Consider the following 22,371-nt stretch of genomic DNA (forward strand, 5'->3'; position numbering starts at 1 on the left):
ACAGGGGACGTCCCTGCCGCTGACAGCAACGGTCGTAGTGTGGCCAAACGAACGGATTCACGTGCATGTTTTATAATTTCCTTTCCCCCCTCGCCTCCGAATGGACATTTTTCAATGTCTTTCGTTACATCACCTTCCGTTCTATGGCTGCGCTCATGACGGCGCTGCTTGTTTCCATCATTCTTGGCCCAAGGTTTATCGGCTGGCTTCGCCGCCTGAAGTGCGGCCAGTATATTCATGAAGATGTCGCCGCTCACGCCTGCAAGGCGGGAACGCCCACCATGGGCGGCCTGCTCATGCTGTTCAGTCTTTCTGTGAGCCTGCTCTTGTGGTCTGATCTGACAAATATTTACATCTGGCAGGCGTTCTTTGTGTTCGTCGGTTTTGGGGCCGTGGGATTTTGGGACGATATGACCAAACTGCGCCACCACAAAAACCGGGGCATTTCCGGCAAGGCCAAAATGGCCGGACAGCTTGGCGTTGCCTGCGTGGCCATGCTGCTGCTTTTTGTGAATCCCGACTACAGCAGCAAGCTCACCATTCCTTTTTTCAAGGAAGTGACCTTTGACCTTGGCTGGTTTTACCTGCCTTTCGGCGTTTTTGTCATGGTGGCAGCCTCAAATGCCGTCAATCTCACCGACGGTCTCGACGGTCTTGCCATCGGGCCCGCCATTGTCGCCTGCATCGTCTTTTCCATCTTTATTTATATAACGGGCAACGCCCGGTTTGCGAGCTATCTTCTGGTCCCCTACATGCCCGGCGTCGGTGAAGTGACCATTTTTTGCGCCGCGCTTGTGGGATCCGGGCTGGGTTTTCTCTGGTTTAACGCTTACCCTGCCCAGGTGTTCATGGGGGATGTGGGTTCGCTCTCCATCGGTGGCGTGCTCGGCTATCTGGCGCTGCTGTGCAAGCAGGAACTTGTGCTCGCTGTTGTGGGCGGCCTTTTTGTGGCCGAGACCCTTTCAGTCATTGTACAGGTAGGGTATTTTCGCTGGACAGGCGGCAAGCGCTTTTTTCGTATGGCGCCCTTGCACCATCACTTTGAACTCAAGGGCGTTCCTGAATCCAAGATTATTATCCGCTTCTGGATTACATCAATACTGCTGGGCCTCATGGCGCTCTCAGTCCTGAAGCTGCGTTGAGGAGAACTGCTATGGCATTGGAAAAAATGCGCGGTAGACGCATCAGCGTTGGCGAAACGGCCGTCGTGATCGGCGCGGGACGTTCCGGTCTTGCGGCTGCGCGGCTTTTGAACCGTGAGGGCGCTCGCGTGCGCCTTCTGGACAGCAATGCCCAGGCATTTTCCGGTCGTGAAGACCTGGCCCGCGAACTGGGGCAGCTTGGCATTGTTGTGGAACTGGGGCCGCACAGTGCGGCGCAGTTTGAAAACGCCGCCTTTGTGGTGCCGAGCCCCGGCATGCCCGTGGCCCGCCTCGACGGACTGGTGGACGTGGAACACACGGAAATTCTGGCCGAAATGGAACTGGCCTGGCGCTATCTGGACAATGAACCCGTTCTGGCCATTACCGGCACCAGCGGCAAGACGACCACAGCTTCGCTGGCGGCGGCCATGCTGCATGAGCAGGGATATTCCGTTTTTCTTGGCGGCAACATAGGCACGCCTTTGTCCGAGTACATTCTGTCGGGCCGCAGGGCTGACGTTCTGGTGCTGGAAATCTCGAGCTTTCAGTTGCAGACCTGCACCACGTTTTGTCCCCGAGTGGGCATCTTGCTCAATATTACGCCCAATCACCTGGATTATCACAAGGATATGGAAGAATACACGGAAGCCAAGTTCCGTCTGTTCCGTTGCCAGGATGAGGGCGATCTGGCCGTGCTTGGCGAAAGCCTGAAAGATCAGGCCGCCCGGCACAAGCTCAAGGCCCGCCAGGTGTATGTCAAGGCTACGGAGCGTTTTGCCGAGAGCAGCCTCATGGGCCTGCACAACCGCATCAATGAAGAGGCCGCCTGGCAGGCATGCCGTTTCTTCGGCGTCAGTGAGGAAAGCGCGGCACGAGCCGTGGCCCGTTTTGCGCCTTTGCCGCACCGCCTTGAACGTGTGCGTGAACTCAACGGCGTTCTTTATGTCAATGATTCCAAATGTACGACGGTTTCTTCGCTCAAGGTGGCCCTGGAAGCGTTTGACCGCCCGGTACGCCTCTTGTGCGGCGGCAAGTTCAAGGGTGGCGATCTGGCCGGGTTGGCGGATCTCGTAAAAACACACGTCGCCGAGGTCGCATTGTTCGGCGCCAGTCGGGAATATTTTGAAAAAGCCTGGCAGGGCATTGTGCCCATGACCTGGCATGCGGCGCTTGAGCCGGCCATAAAGCACCTTGCCGCAGCGGCACAGGCGGGCGATGTGGTTCTTATGGCTCCGGCAACCTCAAGCTTTGACCTTTACGCCAACTATGAAGAGCGCGGCAAGGATTTCAAGCGGATAGTGGGCAGGTTGTCATGAAAAACGTCTTTAGAGCCAAGGCAAAGCCCGGCAAGGCGCACAGCGCCATGGCCCGGGCAACGGAAAGCGGCCCCTTTGCGCCCTTTGACTGGTGGCTGTTCACCATTATGCTTATCATTCTGGCCATTGGGCTTGTCATGGTGCTTTCGGCCAGCGGCATTGTGGCGGAGCAGGTCAACGGCGACAAGTACTTTTTCTTCAAGCGCCAGGTGTTCTTTGCGTTGTTGGGCGGCATCCTTTTGTGGGGCGCAGCCCTGCTGCCACGCGACTGGCTCTATAAAATGCAGTATCCGGCGCTTTTTTTCGCCCTGCTGCTCCTGCTGCTGACGCTTTCGCCGCTGGCGCCCTCAATCAACGGCGCAAAACGCTGGATTCGCCTGGGGCCGGTAGGCATTCAGCCGATGGAGCTCGTCAAGGTGGCTCTGGTTCTGTATCTCGCGTATTTCATGAGTGCCAAGCAGGACATCATCAAGACCTTCAGCCGTGGCGTCATACCGCCTTTCGCGGTGACGGCGCTTTTCTGTTTTCTCCTGCTCTTGCAGCCGGACTTCGGCAGCGCCGTCGTTTTGGCCAGTATTCTGTTCTTCATGTGCGTGGCCGGGGGAACCAGGTTTGTCTATCTCTTTTTCTCCATAGCCCTGGCCTGCGGTGGCGCCATGGCCCTGGCCATTTCGTCTCCCTACCGTCTCCGCCGTCTGTTGGCCTTTCTTGATCCCTTTGAGGATGCCCACAATACGGGCTACCAGCTCGTGCAGTCTTTGCTGGCCATTGGTTCGGGCAGCTTTTTTGGCGTTGGCGTCGGCGCGAGCAAGCAGAAGATGTTCTATCTGCCTGAAGCGCACAACGACTTCATTATGGCTGTTCTGGCTGAAGAAATGGGTTTTGTGGGCATGAGCGTGGTCATGATACTCTTTGGCCTTTTGTTCTGGCGCTGCTACAAGATCATACAGGGGCAGCGCAACCTGCGCGACCGCTTCACCGCCTTTGGCATTACCACCATTCTCGCCATGGGCGCGGTCATGAACCTCGCCGTGGTCATGGGGGTGGCGCCGCCCAAGGGCGTGCCCATGCCGCTCATGAGCTACGGCGGCAGTAACCTGATGGCTACCATGCTCTGCGTGGGTCTGCTTTTGAACTTTTCACGGACGGCGGACACATGGACCTCAACATCCTCCTGACCACGGGCGGCACTGGCGGTCATATTTTTCCGGCTCTGGCCGTGGCTGAAGAAGTGCGGCGGCGGCATCCTCAGGCCAAGCTGCTTTTTGTGGGCTCCCTGTACGGGCCGGAAGCTCGTCTGGTTCGCATGGCGGGCATACCCTTTGAGGGGCTGCCTGTGCGCGGCTTTTTGGGACGCGGCCTGCGTTCGGTGGAAGCCGGTTTTCGCATGGCCTGGTCGGTAGGCAAGGCGCTGGGCATTGTACGGCGCTTTAACCCGGATGTTGTGGCCGGTTTTGGCAGTTATGCGGCCTTTGCCCCCATGCTCGCCGCGCGCCTGCTTGGCGTGCCGACCATGCTGCATGAGCAGAACGCCATAGCCGGGGCCAGCAACCGTGTGCTGGCAAAGCTGGCGCGGCGCATCTGCCTGTCGCTGCCGGACACCGAGGGCTTTGATCCCGCCAAGTGTGTGCTTACGGGCAATCCCGTGCGCGCCGGGGTCAATGAGGCCGGGCGGCTGCCGCGGGCCAGAGGGGCCAGGCGTCTGCTGGTTATGGGCGGGTCGCAGGGGGCGCACGCTCTCAACACGTTCATCGTGGAGCACCTTGCGGTCCTGCGCGAAGCCGGTGTGGACATTCGCCACCAGACAGGCAGCGCGGATGAAGCCTCTGTGCGTGCCGCCTATACGGCGGCAGGCTATGATACTTCCTGCGTGTCGGCCTTTATTGACGACATGGCAGCGGCCTATGCCTGGGCCGATGTGGCCCTGTGCCGCTCCGGAGCCACCACCGTGGCGGAACTGTGCGCTGCGGGCCTGCCTTCCGTACTGGTGCCTTTTCCATATGCCATACACGACCACCAGACCCGCAATGCCGAAGTGCTGGCCAAGACCGGAGCAGCCATTCTGGTGCCGGAATCGCGCATGATTGAAGACGGTCTGGAGCAAACCCTTATCCGCCTGCTGAACGACAGCGGCGAACGCACGCGCATGTCCTCGGCCGCCCTGGTCTCTGCCTGGCCCGATGCTGCTGCGCGTGTGACCACCGTTCTGGAAGAAATCGCCCGTTCCCGGTAATTGCCAGGGAAGGACGCGTTCTATAACAAACTGTTTTTATTCTACTATCTAGACTTTCTTTAAAGGTGCTACATGAACAGCAAGATTCGTCATATCCATATGGTGGGCATCGGCGGTGCGGGCATGAGCGGTATTGCCGAGGTTCTGCTTAATCTCAAATACGAGATATCCGGTTCGGACATGAGCGATTCCGCCGTGGTGCGCCATCTGCGCAAGCTTGGCGCGCATATAGCCATTGGCCATGCTGCGGAAAACGTGGGGGATGTGCAGGTATTGGTCAAATCCACCGCCATCAGTGACGACAATCCCGAACTGGTTGAAGCACGCAAGCGCAATATCGCCATCATTCCCCGTGCCGAGATGCTGGCCGAGCTCATGCGCCTGCGGCAGGGCATAGCCATTGCGGGCACACACGGCAAGACCACCACCACCTCGCTCACTGCCTCCATTTTTGACACAGCCGGGCTTGATCCCACCGTCATTATCGGCGGTCGGCTCAATGTCTATGGCGCCAACGCCCATCTTGGCCACGGCGAATACCTCATTGCCGAGGCTGACGAGTCTGACGGCTCCTTTCTCTGCCTGCTGCCAATTATCAATGTTGTCACCAATGTGGATGAGGATCATCTGGATCACTATAAAAACCGCGAGGCCATTGACAGCGCCTTTGTGCAGTTCATGAACAATGTGCCCTTTTACGGCCTGAATATTGTTTGTGGCGATGACCCCGGCGTTCTGGCCTTGCTGCCCAGGGTCAAGCGCCCTGTGCTCACGTACGGCTTCGCCGAGGACAACGCGCTTCGCGCCATCCCGCTGGAAAGCGGGCGCATCAACCGCTTTGAGGTTTTGCTGCACGGCAATCTTTTGGGCGAGGTCAGTCTGCCGCAACCGGGACGCCATAACATCCTTAACGCCCTCGCATCCATTGGTGCTGCCATGGAGGTGGACATTCCTTTTGACAAATGTGCGGAAGGTCTGGCGGGATTCAAGGGCGTGGGGCGGCGGTTCGAGTTCAAGGGCGAAAAGGGCGGCATTACCGTGGTGGATGATTACGGTCACCACCCGGCGGAGATTGCCGCAACCCTGGCCACAGCGCGGCAGGTTTTTGCAGGCAGGCGTATTGTGGCGGCCTTCCAGCCCCACAGGTTCAGCCGCACCCAGGCCCATTTTGGCGAGTTTTGCAAAGTTTTTGACGCCGTTGACCAACTGCTGCTGACCGAGATTTACGCAGCCTCCGAAAAGCCCATCCCCGGCGTTTCCGGGCAAAGCCTGGCGCAGGGCATACGGCAGGTTTCCGATACTCCTGTGGAGTATTTTCAGACCCTGGATGAAGTTATACTGGCTTTACCGCAGATCCTGCGCGAGGGGGACGTTCTGCTCACATTGGGGGCAGGCAGCATTACCCGACTGGGCCCGGCCTGGCTGGAAGGACGCGATCATGCGTGAAATAGCTTCGCCGCTGCTGTCCCAGCGCACGACGTTGCGCCTGGGCGGTACAGCTGTCGCAGAGCTGATTCTTGAAAACCCCGAAGACGTGGCGCGGTTGCCGGAACGCCTGCGCGTCCTTGGCGGCGCGCCCGTGATAATGGGGGCGGGCAGCAACATTCTGGCCCAGGACGGCGATTTGCCGCTGGTGCTGGTGCGCCCGGATTTTAATCAGGGGCCTGAAATTGTCGGAGAGGGCGCGGGCAAGGTGTTTGTGCGGGCTGGCGCTGCTGTGCCCCTGCCGAGGCTTTTGCGGTTTTGCGCGACGCACGGTCTTGCCGGGCTTGAAGGACTGGTGGGCATACCCGGCACTGTTGGCGGTGCAGTGGCCATGAATGCGGGTTCATTCGGTGTTGAAACATGCAGAAAGATTGAAAATATTCGTATAGCCAGTAATGGTGAAGTACGTGTTGTTGTTGCGCAGACACTGCAATATTCGTATCGCAGGCTGTGCATTGATGATAAAAAGAATGATTTTATCGTCTTGGAAGCCACATTTGGCTTGACCAGAACTGCAAGGGATGGCATCTGTAGATGCATGCGTCACAACTTTTTTGAGAAAAAGTCTAAACAACCTGTGACGGCCTGGAGCGCTGGCTGCGTATTCAAAAACCCCTCCCCGGAAATGCCTGCTGGCAGACTTCTGGATCAAGCGGGATTCAAAGGTAAAAAAATGGGCGGCATGGCCTTTTCAACCTTGCACGCCAACTTCATGATCAATGAGGGCAAGGGCAGTGCTACGGCGGCTCTGGCTCTTATGCAGGAGGCCAAAGAGGCTGTGCTGGAAAGGTTCGGCATTGCGCTGGAACCGGAAGTCAGGATAATCCCATGCCTCTTTCCCTGAAAAAAAATACCCGTAAGGCCCGTAACTCGTATACAAGAGCCAGCAGTGTACCGGGCAAGAAGGGGCCGAGGACCGCAAAGCTGCGCATGCCGGCTTTTCTGGCAGCATGCTTTGGCAGGATCAAAACCCTGAGTGGATTGAAAAGTCTTGCAGCCATTGTGGTGTTGTTAGTGGGCATGGGGCTGGTGCTCGCCGGGGTGTGTTTTACATCCCTGTGGCTCTACAACACAGCCATCACCAGCGATTTTTTTACGACCCGGCACATTGACGTGGCGGGGAATGTCCGCCTCTCCCGTGATATGGTTTTGCAGTATGGCGGTCTGCAGGAAGGCGATAACAGCTTGGCCGTAAGCATAGCCAAGGTGGAACACAACCTGAGACAGACCCCCTGGGTGGAAGAGGTCTCGGTAAAGCGCCTTCTGCCTGACAGGTTTGTGATAAAGTTGAAGGAGCGCATGCCCTCCTTCTGGGTACACAAGGACGGCGCTCTTTATTACGCCAATGAACGCGGGGTGGTCATCGCCCCGGTAGAAAGCAAAAATTTTTTGTCCCTGCCCACGCTGCGGGTAGAATCGGGGGCTGAAGACGCCATCCCCTTTCTCGCCCGCCTGATGAAGGACATTCAAAGCGGGGTGCTGCCTGTTGAGGCTGGAGCCATAGCCTCCATCACCCTGAGCCCCGGACGGGGCATCGAAGTATACCTTGAGGATCGGGAAATGCGCCTCTCCATCGCCACTGATGATTGGGAGGGCAACCTGGCCCGGATGGGAGTCACCCTCGGAGATCTGGCCCGAAGACACGAACTGCGTAATGTGCGCGAGGTGCGGGCCGTAAATGGCAATGTATGGGTTTTGCTTAATCAGGCTGTATCAAACTGATATGGAATGGTTGTTGCTCGTGAAGAACAGGCGTTTTAGGAGAATGGCATGAATAAGTCCGAGCTCATCGTTGGTCTCGACATCGGCACCACAAAGATTTGCGCTGTGGTGGGTGAACTTACGGAGTCGGGCCTTGTTGATGTGGTGGGCATCGGCACCAGCGTTTCCACCGGCCTGCGTAAGGGCGTGGTGGTCAATATCGAGCAGACCGTACAGTCCATCCGCAAGGCGGTAGAAGACGCCGAGCTGATGGCAGGCTGCGAAATCCACTCTGTCTATGTGGGGATTGCGGGCAGCCATATAATGGGCATCAACAGCCACGGCGTCATTGCCGTCAAAGGCGGCGAAGTGGCCCAGCGCGACGTTGAGCGCGCCCTGGACGCCGCGCGGGCTGTGGCCATCCCCGCTGACCGCGAGGTCATCCATATTTTGCCGCAGGAATATATCGTCGATAACCAGCGCGGCATTGCCGACCCTCTCGGCATGGCTGGCGTACGGCTTGAGGTGAAGGTGCACATTGTCACCGGAGCCGTTTCTTCAGCGCAGAACATCGTTCGCTCCTGCCACCGCAGCCAGCTTGAAGTTTCTGATATCGCCCTTGAATCGCTGGCTTCGGCCAAGGCCGTGCTCACAGAAGAAGAGCGCGAAATTGGCGTGGCCCTTGTGGACCTTGGAGGCGGCACCACTGATATTGCCGTTTTCGCCAATGATGCCATTAAGCATACGGCGGTGCTCGCCTTGGGCGGCCAAAACCTCTCCAACGACATAGCCTTTGGCTTGCGTACCCCCATTGCCTCGGCCGAAAAAATCAAGCTTAAATACGGTTGCGCACTGGCTGATCTGGTGCGTCATGACGAATTTATCGAAGTGCCCAGCGTCGGCGGCCGCGAACCGCGCCGCCTTTCGCGTCAGGTACTTGCTGAAATCTGCGAGCCGCGCATGGAAGAAATTCTCTTCCTTGTGGATCAAACCCTTGTGCGCTCCGGCTACAAGGACATGATCGGCGCTGGCGTCGTGCTTACTGGCGGCACCGCCCTTATGGAAGGCTGTCAGGAACTGGGTGAGCAAATCTTCAACCTCCCCACGCGCATTGGGTACCCCAGGAACGTGGGCGGCCTCAAAGACGTTGTGAACAGCCCCAAGTTTTCTACTGCTGTGGGTTTGCTGCGCTATGGGGCTGAAAAAGAACTTTCCGGACAAAAGAAGTTTACCACCAGAAGTGAGAGCGGCGTCTTTGATGGCGTTTTGGCTCGCATGAAAAAGTGGTTTGCTGATATTTCGTAAACAAAGCAACCTCAAGCGGGCACTTTGAGGATAGTTTAAACAGGAGAGGAACCATGTCTCAATCAATCGTCGATGATATCGACACCTCGTTGGCAAGTAACGCTAAAATCAAGGTCATCGGGGTTGGCGGCGGCGGCGGCAACGCGGTGCAGAATATGATAGCCTCTGGCTTGCGCGGCGTGCAGTTTGTCTGCGCCAATACGGATGTGCAGGCTCTGGGCAAAAATGGCGCATCAGTAAAAGTGCAGATGGGCGAAAAGCTCACCAAGGGGCTTGGCGCTGGGGCCAATCCTTCGGTGGGCCGTGAAGCCGCTGTGGAAAGCGTCAACGCCATTCGTGAAGCCATCGGCGATGCGGACATGGTGTTTGTTACCGCTGGTATGGGCGGCGGCACCGGGACGGGCGCTGCTCCTGTTGTGGCGCAGGCTGCAAAGGAAATGGGCGCGCTTACCGTGGGCGTGGTGACCAAGCCCTTCAGTTTTGAAGGCGCAAAGCGCAAACGCGCTGCCGAGGCCGGGCTTGAAGAATTCAAGCAGCATGTGGACTGCCTCATCACCATTCCCAATGACCGCCTGCTTGCCTTTGCCCCCAAAAAAGCTCCTTTTGCTGAGATGCTTCAGAAAGCCAATGACGTGCTGTACTACGCCGTGAAGGGCATTTCTGACGTGATTGTGGGTGACGGCCTCATCAACCTTGACTTCGCCGACGTGCGCACCACCATGAGTGAAGCTGGCCTGGCCCTTATGGGCACCGGCATTGCCTCGGGTGAAAACCGCGCCCGCGAGGCCGCCCAGCGCGCCATTATGAGCCCGCTGCTGGAAGACGTCTCTCTGGAAAGCGCCAAGGCTGTTCTTTACAACATCACTGCGCCTGACGACATTACCGCTGAAGAAATTGCCGAGATCGGCGACATCATCGGCGATGCGACCCCTGAAGATTCCAACATCATCTTTGGTGTTGTTTTTGATGACAATATTGGTGATGAAATTCGTCTGACCGTCATAGCCACAGGTATTGAAGCTCCTCAGGCCATCCAGAGCGCTCAGCCCCAGGCTGCCGCCACTGTGACCAACTTCCGCAAGCCTGGCCCCGATGCCGTCATGGCCGAACCGCGCCGCATGGGCCGCATGGTTCCTCAGTCCGGCATGATGCAGGGCAATATGGATGAGCATGAAATGGGCGAAAGCCGCCTGCCGCGCACGTCGCGCCGCTCTGAAGTGGAGCGCTGGTACGATGAAAACAGCAGCCGTCCGCCGTATCTGCTCAAGCGTGAAACCATGACCCAGGGCCGTCATCGTACGCACAATCCTGGTCAGGAAGATTTCACCTACGATGAGGACGATTTCGAAATTCCGACCTTTATCCGCACCCAGGCCGACTAGCTCAGGCCAAGCAGCTCAGGCTGGGAAGCGTAGAGATCAAATTTTCAGGGCTTGCCTCTTCGGCCCTGAAATGCCCGCCGGGAGGCCCATTGGGGGCCTCCCAGTGCGGGGCGTTGTGCTCCGCTGATGTCCGTGAATCCAAAGGATTCGCGGCTTTTTTGTTTTTGAACGGACCGTTGGTTCCATATGGTTCACTCGCGCGGATGATCCGGCCTGGGCTGCGGCCATGAGGAGGGGCAGCTGGTGGTGCGACCGTTCACGATGCGAGTCAAGGCAAGTTTGAACCAGTTTACATTTCAAGGCCCATCTGAACCAGACAAATGCCCTTTGACGGCGGCATTTTCATTGGCTACTGTCTGCTTATGGAAAAAGAAAATTCTCCGATTGTCATTCGTCCCTGCATCAAGTGCGGCAAACTTTCAACGACTATTGAAACGTCGCGCCCGCTTGGCCGCACCCGTGATCTTTATCGCGTTATCTGTGAGTGCGGGAACGGCCCTTTACGCTGGTCGCTCAGCGTATCCGCTGCCATTCGGTTGTGGAATTCGCATGACGCCTCTTGAAGGCGCGGTTTGTTCTTTAGAGCCATTTCACTTTGAAATTGCACTGACGGTTGTGCGACGCGCTGCTTGCCGTCAGTAGCGAATATCCGCGCAGATACGGGCGCCTGGCAAAAGCGCGTGCTGATTTTCTGGCAGGACAGCCTGTGTGTCGGACTGCGGCGAGAACGTTAGAGCATTTAACACTTGAAATGCTCGCGTACGGCAGGCAAAAGCCCGCCTACTCGCATTTCGTGGCAAGGATTTTCAGAAAAATCCTTGCAGAGCATTTAACTCATTTCATTCGTAAACTGCTCTAGTGAGCTTCTGGTCGGCAGTAGGTGAGGTTTTACTGTGCAGTACTGCGGCGGCATGAAGGTACGGGATCGTACTATCCCATCTCGCGTAGTATTTGTTGGTATTTGAATTTTTTCTTATACAGATACATGTTTGCATCGGCACGGTTGAGAGCGGAATGCACAGTTTCATCAACGCCAGGGTCAAAGACGGCCATTCCGTAGGAAAAAGTCAATTGAAAACCCTTGATGGTTATCTTTTCTGCAATGGAACAGAGCTTGAGCATCCGTTCTTCAAGGGATTCGATGGTAATATCGCGTAACAGGGTGGTGAACTCGTCTCCACCGATGCGGTATGTTTTGCCCAAATCCTTAAATTGATTGCGCAGCAGATGGGCAAGAACGCGGATGTGGGCATCTCCGGCCGCATGCCCGGAGCGGTCGTTAATGGTCTTGAGCCTGTTAACGTCACAAACGAGTATCACCAGTCCTTCTGCGTCGCCAGCGGCCATGTGGCGAAGGTCCAATTCAAACGCGTTTCTGTTGAACACGCCCGTCAGCAGGTCTGTATAGGCCAGTTTGCGATACAGCGGACCGGAAACTTTTTTCAGCAGTAATGCGGTCACCGTTGTCACCAATATGGCCACGCCAAATGAAAAGGCGAGGCATATCAGTGCAGTACGTCGTGTATTGTTAACAAAAGACTGGACGTCAAACTCGATCACCAGTGCGCCAATGGTGTTGCCATCCTGCTTGATAGGCTCGCAGGCGGGTATGATTATCCCCCATGAGGTGTCCATTGTTCTTTCTCCGCGCATGGACTGGCCATCAAGGCAACGAGCCACAATGGGGATGATTTCACGTTCAACGGGCTCGCCGATGGAGCGGAAATCTTCCGAGTCGGGAGAAAGGCCGTCAACAACGTATATGGGCTCGCCCCCGGCAGCGCGTTTTACTGTGTACAGATAGCGTACATTGGTGGTTTTGCGAAGGTCTTCAAGAAAGATATGGGTTCTTTTGTAGGTATCGGTAGCAGCATCGGCCGGGGTGTTAAGATTAGTGATGCTCTGTGGTGGAATACGGCTTAACAGCATGGAAAATATGGCGTCGGATCTGCTTAAAAGTCTGTCGTCAAGATCGAAAAACAAAGAACGGTAAAAGATGAAAACTGTAACCAGAGCTGTGAAAAACGTAGAGCCTATAACAAGCAGTAAAATTTTCCTTTCGGTTCCTGATATCGGCTTTTCTTTGATTATCTTGTGTATGTTTGGCGTAGTTTCTGTCGGCATGCAAGTGGTCCCCGCGATGTGACATGTCGGGATAGTCAACGACTATGGATCGGGTTGGTTGGATAAAATATTTATTATTGCGTATTGCAATGCGCGTGGTAACGGGCGATGCTATTACCATGAACTAATGATTTTATGCGGCAATAAATACATTATGCCGATTCTGTTGATACAGTTCTGCCCAGTATTCCACTGTGCGTAGTATGGTTATAGCAATGGTTATTGTTTGTAAACATCATTGATGGTGAACGGATTGGCCGAGTGCGCTGTCTGCTATTTTATACACTTAGACATATTATTTATTAGCATTTTTATAATATAAGTCTACCATGCCGCTTTCATTGAATAAATATCCCTGGAATGTTCTTTCGCTCGCCTATCTCTAAAAACAGATACGTGCCAAAAATTCGGCTGTGTGTAATGCTTTTTGGCTTTTTCATGCCGCCGCATGGGCATATCCCGGTTTTGCGGTGTACGAGTATCTGCGCCCGCTGCGACGAGGACGAGCCAAAGTTTGCGGTGCAGGCGCTGTTGTTGGTCTGGCATAGCCTGTGGAACATGCGATCATATCGGCAATCCTCACCGCATGTTGTCAAGGCAGGTATTCGCCTCCCCAATACGCAGGCGTCCGGGGGCAGCGGTAGCCTGCGCTGTTTCTGGCTCTCAAGCACGAAAAATCACCCGCGGCGGACCCTCTGCGGGTGCTCTTGCCCTTGCCCGGCGGGCACGCTATTTTGCGCGCATGAAGATTTCACCCGCGCATTTGGAAATTCTTGGCGTTGCCGACAGCCCCACAGAAAGGGAAGGCCTGCCCCTCTACCTTTCACCGGTCGAAGCCGGCTTTCCTTCTCCTGCCGACGACTTTCTTGACCGCCGTCTTGATCTGCACAGATTTCTGGTTCGCAATGAGAGCGCCACGTTTTTTTTGCGGGCGCATGGTGAATCCATGATCAATGCGGGCATCCACGATGGCGACCTTCTGGTGGTGGACCGTTCGGAATCCGCCGGTCACAATCGTATCGTCATCGCTGCGGTGGACGGCGAATTGACCGTCAAGCGGCTCATCCGCCGTCGTAACAGGGTGCTGCTTGCGCCGGAAAATCCCGACTACCCTGAAATTGACATAACAGAGCATGAGTATGTTCATATATGGGGAGTGGTGACCTATGTGGTCCACAAACTGTAACCAGCCCTTATGGGCGCTTGTGGACTGCAACAATTTCTATGCCTCATGCGAAAAATTGTTCCGTCCCGATCTGGCGGCCAGGCCGGTGGTGGTTCTTTCCAACAACGACGGTTGTATCGTTGCGCGTTCGGCTGAGGCCAAGGCTCTGGGTATTCCCATGGGCGAACCGGAGTTCAAGGCCCGGCCGCTGCTTCTGCGGCATAAGGTGGAGGTTTTTTCTTCCAACTATGCCTTGTACGGAGATATTTCGGCCCGTGTCATGGCCACGCTCGAGCAGCTTTGCCCCCATGTGGAGCAGTATTCCATTGACGAGGCTTTTGTGCGCCTTGAAGGGCCCATGGCCGCCAATGCCGGCGACATTGCCGAACATCTGCGGCAGACGGTGCGCCAATGGACGGGCATGACGGTGTCCGTGGGGGTCGCGCCCACGCGGACGTTGGCCAAGGTCGCCAACCATCTGGCAAAAAAATCTTCTGGCGTCTATGTATGGAATTCCGCTTTGCCCGATGCTGCAGCGGTCTTGCGCGCTTTTCCCGTGCGCGAGGTGTGGGGTATCGGCTGGCGGCAGAGCAAAAAACTGCTTGAAATTGGCGTGACGTCGGCATGGGGGCTGCGGGAGGCCAATGATGTGTGGCTGCGCAAGTTTTTAACCATTTCCGGCTGGAAAACGGCCATGGAGCTGCGGGAGATCCCGTGCATCAACGAGGAAGACGGCCCGGTTCCACGCCGCACCCTGGTGTCGTCCCGTTCTTTTGGCGAAAAGGTGTATGACCTGGCTTCTCTAGAGCAGGCCGTGGGTACCTTTACGGTTCGGGCTGCCGAGCGTTTGCGCCGTCAGGAGCTTGTGGCGGGCGGCATTGCTGTGCATATACGCACCTCCCGGCACGGTAGCCGACCGGCCTTCGATGCAACGGCGCAGCAGCCCTTTTTCCCGCCGACGGCAGATACGTTCGTCATGCTGCAAGCCGCCAGAAAAACACTGGACGCCATATACAAAAAGGGACCCGCGTATGCCAAGGCTGGCATCATGCTTTATGATCTGTGCCCCGTGGACTGCCAGCAGGGCAACCTGCTGGCTGAGGCGACATCGGACAAGGATGCGCATAGTGACGCCCTGATGTCGGCCCTGGACGCCATTAACGGCAAATTCGGCAAGGGATCTGTCCGGTTTGGCGCTGAAGGCCCCAAAGAAGCCAAATGGCATTTGCGGTGCAAGAACTGCTCACCGTCTGTGACGACCAACTGGAAGGAACTGGCAACGGCTTTTTGCCGTTAACATGTGCGGTTGCAGCCAGGATGCCTTATCAGGGCGACGTCGTTTACAAATGCTTTGCGGGGGAGGGACCCTTTTGCAAAAGGGTCGCCTCCCCCACGCCCCCTCGACAGTGTCATCACGAGCGCCTTTCCAGTTATCTCTGCGTCGAACTTCGCCTTTTATTCCGGTCGAGTACCATCAGAGTACACTCCCTGCATAAAAGGCTTATTCTCCTTGATATGACTGGAAATTCATCTTGCGACGACACTGTCTAAAATCTTATCATACTTTGCTATAACCAGGGCTGCGTGCAGACGTTCTCTGGGCAGGCCAACGCGGTTTGTCCGTGTGGGTAAATGTCGTAATGGACGTGGCGTAAACGTTGAGAATCTACATTCTCAACGTTTATTTTCTCTGACATGTGCGTGCTGAAGTTCAGGGGGCGGCATTTCTGTGCTGATTATTGCATGATGTTGCAGGCATGCCACGATCCCTGACGTGTGCTGTCGCCTTTGCTGTAAAGAAAGAAAAGCCGCCCTGTGGTGGGCGGCAAAAGATATGAGAGCGCCAGCGGTTCATGAACGCGCTGTCATGCTGGCTGCCAGTCCTTGATGCCCACATCCACCGATGTGATGCCGTTATACGTATCAAGGCGGGGGGTATAGGCCACGCGAATGCGCTTGCCCGCGATGCCCGGCGGCAGGGCCTGCCCCATGCGCCACGCCTTGGCCGTGAGTATAAGCCCGCTGTGTTCGTCCTGAAGGCGCAGGCGCACATGTTCGCCGCCCCGGCCCAGGGGGGAGCGATCCTTGACCAGCAAGGGCGGCGAGGCGAAGACTGGCTCGGCGTTGCCGGGGCCAAAGGGCTGCAGCATTTCAAGTTCTTTGAGGAACAGCTGATCGCTGGCCTGGGCAAAATCCAGCTGGCATTCCAGCGTCAGGCTCGGACTCAGCGGGCTTGTGCCAAGGTTTTGAGCCACCACAGCCTCAAACGCATTACGGAAGCGGCCAAGGTTTTCCGGCAACAGGCGCACGCCCGCCGCCAGCCTGTGTCCGCCAAATCCCAGAAGGGTCTCGGCGGTTAGGTTCAGCCCGGCATGCAGATCAAATTCCCGCACCGAGCGCCCTGAACCTTTGAGGCTGCCCTGATCGTGACAGAGTATGATGGTGGGCCTGTAAAATTCTTCCACAATGCGCGAGGCCACAATGCCCACGATACCGGGATGCCAGTCCTGACCATACAGTACAAGGCTGGCCAAAGGTTCGCGTGAAAGCATGTCCAGAGCCTGAATTCGGGCCTCATTATGGATTTCGCTTTCCGCGGTCTTGCGTTCCGTGTTGAGGGCGTCAAGCTGCTGGGCCAGCGGCAGGGCTGACGAAAAATCTTTTTGCCGCAAAAGGCGCAGGGCCAGCTCGCCGCTGCCTATGCGACCGGCGGCATTTATGCGGGGCACAAGCTGAAAGCTCACCTGGCCGCTGGTAAGCCTGGTTTTGGCATCCATGCCGCTGGCGACCTTGAGGGCGGCAATGCCCGGCCGCGCGGCCATAGCCAGATGCGCGAGGCCAGCGTGCACCAGAATGCGGTTTTCGCCCGTCAGCGGCATAACGTCGGCCAGGGTTCCCATCGCCACAAGGTCAAGGCATTGATCCATTTTATGGCGTCGGCCCGTGTGCGGAGCGAGTGCCGCGTTGACGGCCCCCATAAGGTAGAAGGCCACGCCCACTCCGGCCAGATGCGGGCAGGGCAGGGCGTCGGCAGGGCAGATCCGGGGATTGCAGATGGCGTGGGCCGGGGGCAGTTGGTCCTGGGGCAGATGGTGGTCTGAAACCACAACAGTCATGCCCAGTTGACGGGCGCGCTGTACGGCTTCGGTATCGGCAATGCCGCAATCCACGGTGAGCAGTATGCCGCAGCCCTGTTGCGCCAGAGCTTCCACCTGGGCGATATTGAGGCCATAGCCTTCACTGCGGCGGTCAGGAATATGCCAGCACGCTTCAAGGCCATGACTTTCCAGCACATCCAGCACCAGGGTCGCGGCAGTGATGCCGTCAACGTCATAGTCGCCCCAGACCACCAGTTTTTTGCCCGCCAGCAGTTCGTGCGCCAGCAATTGGGCAGCCTCGGGAATCTGGGGCCACTTGTGCGGCGGCGTCAGCGAACCAGGGCGCGCGTCGAGAAAGGCATTGATGGCCTGCTTGTGGGTAAAACCCCGACGCCAAAGGATTTCCAGCAGCAGGGGCGAAATGGAAAGGTCTTCAGCCCACGCTGAAGGCGGGGAATCGGAAACGCCTTCTGGAAGCGTACGGAAAAGCCAGTTTTTCACAGAACCTCAGAGGCCGCAGGCCGGTTTCAGGATGCGGCGTTCGCGCTTTTGGCCGCAGCCTGCAAGGCGGAACGGACGCCGTCTATCCTGTCGGCAGGAACAAGTTTATTTTGTATGAGCCACGCAAGAAATTTGAGCGAAGTTTCATGTCGTGGAGAAATTTCAAGCGCCTTGAGCAGGTGATCCACGCATCCGTTGATGTCCTTGGTCTCCAGCAGTACCCGCGCCATGTTCATATGGAGGTTTTCGTCATTCTGGGTAAGTTCCAGCGCGCGTCTGTAGTATTCAAGCGACTGTTCCAGCATCTTGTTCTTGCGCAGGCTGATGCCGAACTCGTTGAAAAGGTGTTTGTGTTCAGGCTCAAAAGCGCCGTCCAGCTTTACAAGGCGCTCAAAGATGTCCTGCGCCCTGTCGGCATCTCCACGCTCAAGGTAGGTGAGGCCAATGCCAAAGTTGGCGCGTACGTTGTCCTCATCAATCTTGAGGGCGCGAGAGTACTCGAATTCGGCCGCAAAATTTTCGCCTTTTTCCCTACGCTCATCACCCTGCTCAATAGCGCGCTGCATTTCCTGCATTTTGGGATAGACCGAGTTGAGGTAAAACTCCGGTTCGGGCGCAAATTTGGCAAGGAGTTCGTCCATGGTGATTTTGCGCTTGGGGCCGCTGGGCACGTAATTGGTGTTGAGCGGCTGGCACTCGATGACTTTGCCGTGCTGCTCAATGAACCAGAAGCTTTTTTGTACTGTTTTGCGGGTCGTGGTGCCAGTGCCTACCCGGCGGACTTCCTGCGTGGAGAACACGCCGCGCACATCGGTTTTATGCTCCGCCGCATGGCCCGCACCCGAAGAGGGTGACGCCTGTGTATTCTTTGTAGTTTCCTGGCCAGACATCTGAATCCCCGTTGCTATGTGGCAGACGTCATGTCTGCCAGAATCTGCTCCGCTGCCGCGCGCGGGTCTGAAGCGGCGATGATGGGCCTGCCCACCACCAGATAGTCCGCCCCTGCCGCCACGGCCTGGGCCGGAGTCATGGTGCGGCGCTGATCGTCCGCCGCAGAGCCGGACGGGCGGATACCGGGGCACAGGCAGCTGAAGCCGGGGCAGGCTGCCTTGATGCCGGCAACCTCGTGCCCGGAGCAGACCACGCCGTCCAGTCCCCATCCCTGTGCGCCCCTGGCAAGGGCAAGGGCGAAGTCGGACGTATTTTCACGTATGCCCGGCATTTCACCCTGGGCAAAGCTTGTCAGCACCGTGACGCCAAAGAGCAGGGGTTTTTTTCCGTCTAAGCTGGCGACGGCTTCACAGGCAGCGCGGCACATGCGTTCGCCGCCCTGACAGTGCAGGGTGAGCATGTCCACGCCTACGCCTGCAGCGGATTTGACGGCCTGGCCCACAGTGTTGGGGATGTCATAAAATTTAAGGTCCAGAAAGACCTTGTAGCCCATGGCGACCAGCTCCTCAAGAAAGGCAGGGCCGGCATGGGTGAACATCTCCATGCCTACCTTGCACCAGGGCGCGGTGCCCTTGAGCGTACGGGCCATGGTCAGGGCATCGGCCCTGCGGGGCACGTCCAGGGCTACCACCAGTTGCGGACTGGAAAGTGTGTTTGTCATCAGCGCGTTTCCAATGATTTCGCTTTGCATAAAGGCCCGTGCGCACGCCAGTGGCACGGGTTCATCCCTGTAACCGCCGCAGTATGCGGCTCAGTGGTTCAGCAGGTAGTCCGGCAGGTCGGGATTGCGGCACGGGGCAAGGCCAGCGGCCACAAAAACGGCGCGCAGGGCGTCGTATGCCGCGTCCAGTTCGTCGTTGACCACCAGGGCATCATACCAGCGGGATTCACGAATTTCTTGCCGTGCATTGGTCAGGCGCCGTTCGATGGTGCCCTCATCGTCCAGCCCCCGGCTGCGCAGGCGGCGTTCCAGCTCTTCCATGCTGGGGGGGAGGATGAACACGAAAACCGCTTCGGCCAGGGAGAGCTTCATCTGGGCCGCGCCCTGCACGTCAATGTCAAAAAGCACGTCCTGGCCGTTTTGCAGGCTGTTTTTCACTGGCGCGAGGGGCGTGCCGTAAAGGTTGCCATGCACTTCGGCCCATTCGGCAAAATAGCCCTGTGCGCGGCGTAGCTCGAATTCTTCACGGCTGAGAAAGATATAGTCCTTGCCATTCACTTCACCCTGTCGCGGTTGACGGGTGGTGCACGAAACTGAATAGCCGAATTGGGGAAATTCCTGCATGAGGCGTTGGACCAATGTCGTCTTTCCGGCCCCTGAGGGCGCGCTTATAACCAGGGCAATGCCTTTTCGGGGCATCAGATTCCTTCCTCTTGCGCAAAACGCTGACTGATGGTTTCAGGCTGTATGGACGACAGAATGACGTGATTGGAGTCCGTCACCAGGATTGAGCGTGTTTTGCGCCCCTGCGTCGCGTCAATAAGACGCCCCTGAGTTCGTGCGTCTTCACGCAAGCGCTTCATGGGTGAAGACGCCGGGCTGACAATGCTCACAACCCGGCCAGCCAGAACGTAGTTGCCAAAGCCAATATTGATTAACCGTTCGCGAGACATGGCTTATTCCAGGTTTTGAACCTGTTCGCGGCATTTTTCCAATTCATTTTTAAAGTCCACCACAAGGCGCGAAAGCTGCACGTCAGGCAGTTTGTTGCCGCAGGTGTTTATTTCGCGGAAGCATTCCTGGAGCGTAAAGTCCAGGCGTCGCCCTGCGTCACCGGCAGACTGCAAAAGATCGTGCAGGCGCTCCAGGTGGGTTGTAAGGCGTGTAAGTTCTTCACTTACGTCCAGACGGTCGGCAACAACCACAATTTCTTGCAGAAAGCGGTTTTCTTCAAGCTCCTGGCCGTGTTGGGCCAGAGCCTCGCCGAGGCGCTCGTGCAGGATGGCGGCGCGTTCTTCCTTGATGGCCGGGGCGCGTTCAGCAATAAGGCCTGTCCATTCTTCCATGCGCAGGATACGAGAATGCATGTCGGTGGCCAGGGCGCGCCCTTCAGTGGCGCGGGCCTCGTTCCAGTCTTCCAGGGCGAGCGCCAGGCCTTCTTCAAGGTTGGTGGTCAGCTCTTCATCCATTTCTTCGCCATTGTCGCCCCACAGAGAAGATATCTGCATGAGGGCGTTGTAGTCAGGCGTAAAATTTTCGTTCCGGGCCTGGGCAAGGTCATGCAGGCTGTCCAGAATGGCGTTGGCCTGGCTGGCGTCAAAGCGCACGGCAGGGGCGTCGCCGGGGGCGTACTGCAGTATGAGGCTGATGTCCACCCGACCGCGCGAGGCAAAGCGCCGGACGACCTTTTCAAGGCGTGGTTCAAGACTGCGCACAGCAAGGGGAAGACGCCACTTGAGGTCAAGATGGCGGCTGTTGACGCTTTTGATTTCCCATTGCTGGATCGTGTGGGTATTTTCAACAAGGCAGCGGCCAAAGCCGGTCATGCTGCGTAGCATAGGTTCCTTCCCGTTTAAGAGTATCTTCACGAGTGTAGAGCAAGCCCCTTACGAATGCAAGAAAGCCCTTGTCGCGGGGAGCGCAAGGGCTGAAATATTTGAGGTAATCGGTTGAAATAGCCAGCCAGACCGTCAGGAAAGGCCGCCTCCCGTTCCGCCGCTTGTTCCGCAGCCGCCGGAAGGGCAGCCGCCTGCGGCACATGGGGGAGGGGTCTTGCTCATGGGGCGCACCGGGCCGGGCTTGAAGGGAAAAGCGCCGGTCTTGAGCGGGCTTGGAACGCTCATTTGCCTTTGGGTGGCTGCACCGCACTTGGGGCAGACGGGGGCTTCATCGCCAAAAACCAGATCTTCAAATACATTGCCGCAACCAGTGCAGGTAAAGTCAAACATGGGCATACTGAATCTCCTGAAATGCGCTGCTATGCAGGATTTGTGGCGGTCTGCCAGCATCGGTGCGGTTCTGCCGCAGATGCGGAGTGCGCCGTCTGGTGAACGTGGCAACCGTGGCAAATGGGCCACCCGCGCCAACCGGACCAAACGGGGCAACAGGGTGATGTGCGTCTGGGGGCTTGCCCACAGGCTATCTCTGCTTATATAAACACATATACGCTTAACGCAAGGGCGGCATCATGCCGTCCGGCAAGCGCAAACCGGCCCCCGGCTGCTAACCGGCCCGGAGCCGTAGGAGGATGATTATGAAAAAAATTCTGGTACTGGCCGGTGATTATGTTGAAGACTACGAAGTAATGGTGCCTTTCCAGATGCTGCTTATGCTGGGTTATGACGTGCATGCCGTCTGCCCCGGCAAAAAACCCGGTGATGTCGTGCGGACCGCCATACACGATTTTGAGGGTGATCAGACATATTCTGAAAAACGCGGCCATAATTTTTCCATCAACCATGATTTTGACAAGGTGAATACCGCCGATTACGTGGGGCTGGTCATTCCCGGCGGGCGCGCGCCCGAATATCTGCGTCTGAATCCGCGTATTCTTGAAATTGTGCGCGAGTTTGACGCTGCTAAAAAGCCCATTGCCGCAGTGTGCCACGGCCCGCAGATACTGGTTTCTGCCGGGGTGTTGAAAAACCGCACCTGCACGGCGTACCCCGCCGTGAAACCCGATGTGGTGGACGCTGGCGCCATGTGGGGCGAGCTTAACGAAACCCTCACCAATGCGGTTGTGGATGGCCATATCGTCACCGCTCCGGCCTGGCCCGCCCATCCCGCCTGGATTGCGGCTTTTGCCAAGCTGCTTGGCGCCAAGATCTCTATCTAACTATCTTCGCTGACGGCATAATCAGATCATAGTCTTTGCGGTTGACGGCCCATAAAGCAAGCGCCCCGTGAGTCTGTCACAGGGCGCTTGCTGGTCTGCAACAGGCTGACATAAAGTTTTTATGATAGTTTTTTCCGGGGCCGTGTGTCGGCCCTTCTAAAGCGCCAGAACCTTAGTGTCAGAATCTTTGAC

Annotated in this window: 20 protein-coding genes; 12 read left to right on the top strand and 8 right to left on the bottom strand. The window is 57.0% G+C overall.

Annotated elements, in window-relative coordinates:
• The first annotated feature begins 65 nt into the window (after positions 1 to 65).
• The 9 genes from mraY (at position 66) to ftsZ (ending at position 10,564) form a co-directional block, all read left to right on the top strand.
• Positions 66 to 1,142: a phospho-N-acetylmuramoyl-pentapeptide-transferase gene (mraY, locus tag DESU86_RS12800; RefSeq protein WP_179981395.1), complete on the top strand. Its 1,077-nt coding sequence runs from the start codon at positions 66 to 68 to the stop codon at positions 1,140 to 1,142.
• An 11-nt stretch (positions 1,143 to 1,153) separates the two neighbouring features.
• Positions 1,154 to 2,458 (top strand): UDP-N-acetylmuramoyl-L-alanine--D-glutamate ligase, encoded by a 1,305-nt coding sequence (gene murD / locus DESU86_RS12805; RefSeq protein WP_179981396.1) that lies wholly within the window; start codon positions 1,154 to 1,156, stop codon positions 2,456 to 2,458.
• A 47-nt stretch (positions 2,459 to 2,505) separates the two neighbouring features.
• Complete coding sequence (gene ftsW / locus DESU86_RS12810; protein ID WP_413785128.1) at positions 2,506 to 3,636, top strand: putative lipid II flippase FtsW; 1,131 nt, start codon at positions 2,506 to 2,508, stop codon at positions 3,634 to 3,636.
• Complete coding sequence (gene murG / locus DESU86_RS12815) at positions 3,615 to 4,691, top strand: undecaprenyldiphospho-muramoylpentapeptide beta-N-acetylglucosaminyltransferase (RefSeq protein WP_179981398.1); 1,077 nt, start codon at positions 3,615 to 3,617, stop codon at positions 4,689 to 4,691. Before ftsW ends, murG begins: the two co-directional genes overlap by 22 nt.
• A gap of 72 nt (positions 4,692 to 4,763) precedes the next feature.
• Positions 4,764 to 6,137 carry a UDP-N-acetylmuramate--L-alanine ligase gene (gene murC / locus DESU86_RS12820; RefSeq protein WP_179981399.1) on the top strand — a complete coding sequence of 458 codons (1,374 nt, stop codon included), beginning with the start codon at positions 4,764 to 4,766 and terminating at the stop codon, positions 6,135 to 6,137.
• Entirely contained in the window at positions 6,130 to 7,020 is an 891-nt protein-coding gene (murB, locus tag DESU86_RS12825; protein WP_179981400.1) for a UDP-N-acetylmuramate dehydrogenase, read from the top strand. Before murC ends, murB begins: the two co-directional genes overlap by 8 nt.
• Positions 7,021 to 7,157: 137 nt before the next feature.
• A complete protein-coding gene (locus DESU86_RS12830; protein WP_232088373.1) occupies positions 7,158 to 7,898 on the top strand; it encodes a cell division protein FtsQ/DivIB in 741 nt (246 codons plus the stop codon).
• Between the two features lie 48 nt (positions 7,899 to 7,946).
• Positions 7,947 to 9,182 (top strand): cell division protein FtsA, encoded by a 1,236-nt coding sequence (ftsA, locus tag DESU86_RS12835; protein WP_179981402.1) that lies wholly within the window; start codon positions 7,947 to 7,949, stop codon positions 9,180 to 9,182.
• A gap of 53 nt (positions 9,183 to 9,235) precedes the next feature.
• Positions 9,236 to 10,564, top strand: a complete 1,329-nt coding sequence (ftsZ, locus tag DESU86_RS12840) for a cell division protein FtsZ (RefSeq protein ID WP_179981403.1) — start codon at positions 9,236 to 9,238, stop codon at positions 10,562 to 10,564.
• 930 nt (positions 10,565 to 11,494) lie between these two features.
• Here the strand turns inward: ftsZ and DESU86_RS12845 are convergent.
• A complete protein-coding gene (locus tag DESU86_RS12845) occupies positions 11,495 to 12,688 on the bottom strand; it encodes a sensor domain-containing diguanylate cyclase (RefSeq protein WP_179981404.1) in 1,194 nt (397 codons plus the stop codon).
• A 742-nt stretch (positions 12,689 to 13,430) separates the two neighbouring features.
• Here DESU86_RS12845 and DESU86_RS12850 point away from each other — a divergent pair.
• Together DESU86_RS12850 and DESU86_RS12855 are read left to right on the top strand one after the other, a co-directional pair.
• Positions 13,431 to 13,874 (top strand): LexA family protein, encoded by a 444-nt coding sequence (locus DESU86_RS12850; RefSeq protein WP_179981405.1) that lies wholly within the window; start codon positions 13,431 to 13,433, stop codon positions 13,872 to 13,874.
• Complete coding sequence (locus DESU86_RS12855; RefSeq protein WP_179981406.1) at positions 13,855 to 15,150, top strand: Y-family DNA polymerase; 1,296 nt, start codon at positions 13,855 to 13,857, stop codon at positions 15,148 to 15,150. Before DESU86_RS12850 ends, DESU86_RS12855 begins: the two co-directional genes overlap by 20 nt.
• A gap of 568 nt (positions 15,151 to 15,718) precedes the next feature.
• Here the strand turns inward: DESU86_RS12855 and recJ are convergent.
• From recJ to DESU86_RS12890, 7 genes are all read right to left on the bottom strand, one after another.
• Positions 15,719 to 17,452, bottom strand: a complete 1,734-nt coding sequence (recJ, locus tag DESU86_RS12860) for a single-stranded-DNA-specific exonuclease RecJ (RefSeq protein WP_179981407.1) — start codon at positions 17,450 to 17,452, stop codon at positions 15,719 to 15,721.
• Positions 17,453 to 17,478: 26 nt separating this feature from the next.
• Entirely contained in the window at positions 17,479 to 18,342 is an 864-nt protein-coding gene (locus DESU86_RS12865) for a tetratricopeptide repeat protein (protein ID WP_179981408.1), read from the bottom strand.
• Between the two features lie 14 nt (positions 18,343 to 18,356).
• Positions 18,357 to 19,064 carry an orotidine-5'-phosphate decarboxylase gene (pyrF, locus tag DESU86_RS12870; RefSeq protein WP_179981409.1) on the bottom strand — a complete coding sequence of 236 codons (708 nt, stop codon included), beginning with the start codon at positions 19,062 to 19,064 and terminating at the stop codon, positions 18,357 to 18,359.
• 90 nt (positions 19,065 to 19,154) lie between these two features.
• A complete protein-coding gene (gene gmk, locus DESU86_RS12875; protein WP_179981410.1) occupies positions 19,155 to 19,763 on the bottom strand; it encodes a guanylate kinase in 609 nt (202 codons plus the stop codon).
• Positions 19,763 to 20,017 (bottom strand): DUF370 domain-containing protein, encoded by a 255-nt coding sequence (locus tag DESU86_RS12880; RefSeq protein ID WP_179981411.1) that lies wholly within the window; start codon positions 20,015 to 20,017, stop codon positions 19,763 to 19,765. The genes gmk and DESU86_RS12880 overlap by 1 nt, the downstream gene beginning before the upstream one ends.
• Before the next feature lie 3 nt (positions 20,018 to 20,020).
• On the bottom strand, positions 20,021 to 20,902 hold the full coding sequence (locus DESU86_RS12885; RefSeq protein ID WP_179981412.1) for a YicC/YloC family endoribonuclease: 882 nt from the start codon (positions 20,900 to 20,902) through the stop codon (positions 20,021 to 20,023).
• A gap of 132 nt (positions 20,903 to 21,034) precedes the next feature.
• Positions 21,035 to 21,298 carry an FmdB family zinc ribbon protein gene (locus DESU86_RS12890; RefSeq protein ID WP_179981413.1) on the bottom strand — a complete coding sequence of 88 codons (264 nt, stop codon included), beginning with the start codon at positions 21,296 to 21,298 and terminating at the stop codon, positions 21,035 to 21,037.
• Positions 21,299 to 21,591: 293 nt separating this feature from the next.
• Here DESU86_RS12890 and DESU86_RS12895 point away from each other — a divergent pair, with 293 nt between their 5' ends.
• The gene (locus tag DESU86_RS12895) at positions 21,592 to 22,179 is read left to right on the top strand and encodes a DJ-1/PfpI family protein (RefSeq protein ID WP_179981414.1); all 588 of its coding nucleotides are present in this window, start codon (positions 21,592 to 21,594) and stop codon (positions 22,177 to 22,179) included.
• Positions 22,180 to 22,371 lie beyond the last annotated feature (192 nt).

The organism is Desulfovibrio sp. 86 (genome assembly GCF_902702915.1).
Lineage (GTDB): Bacteria > Desulfobacterota > Desulfovibrionia > Desulfovibrionales > Desulfovibrionaceae > Desulfovibrio.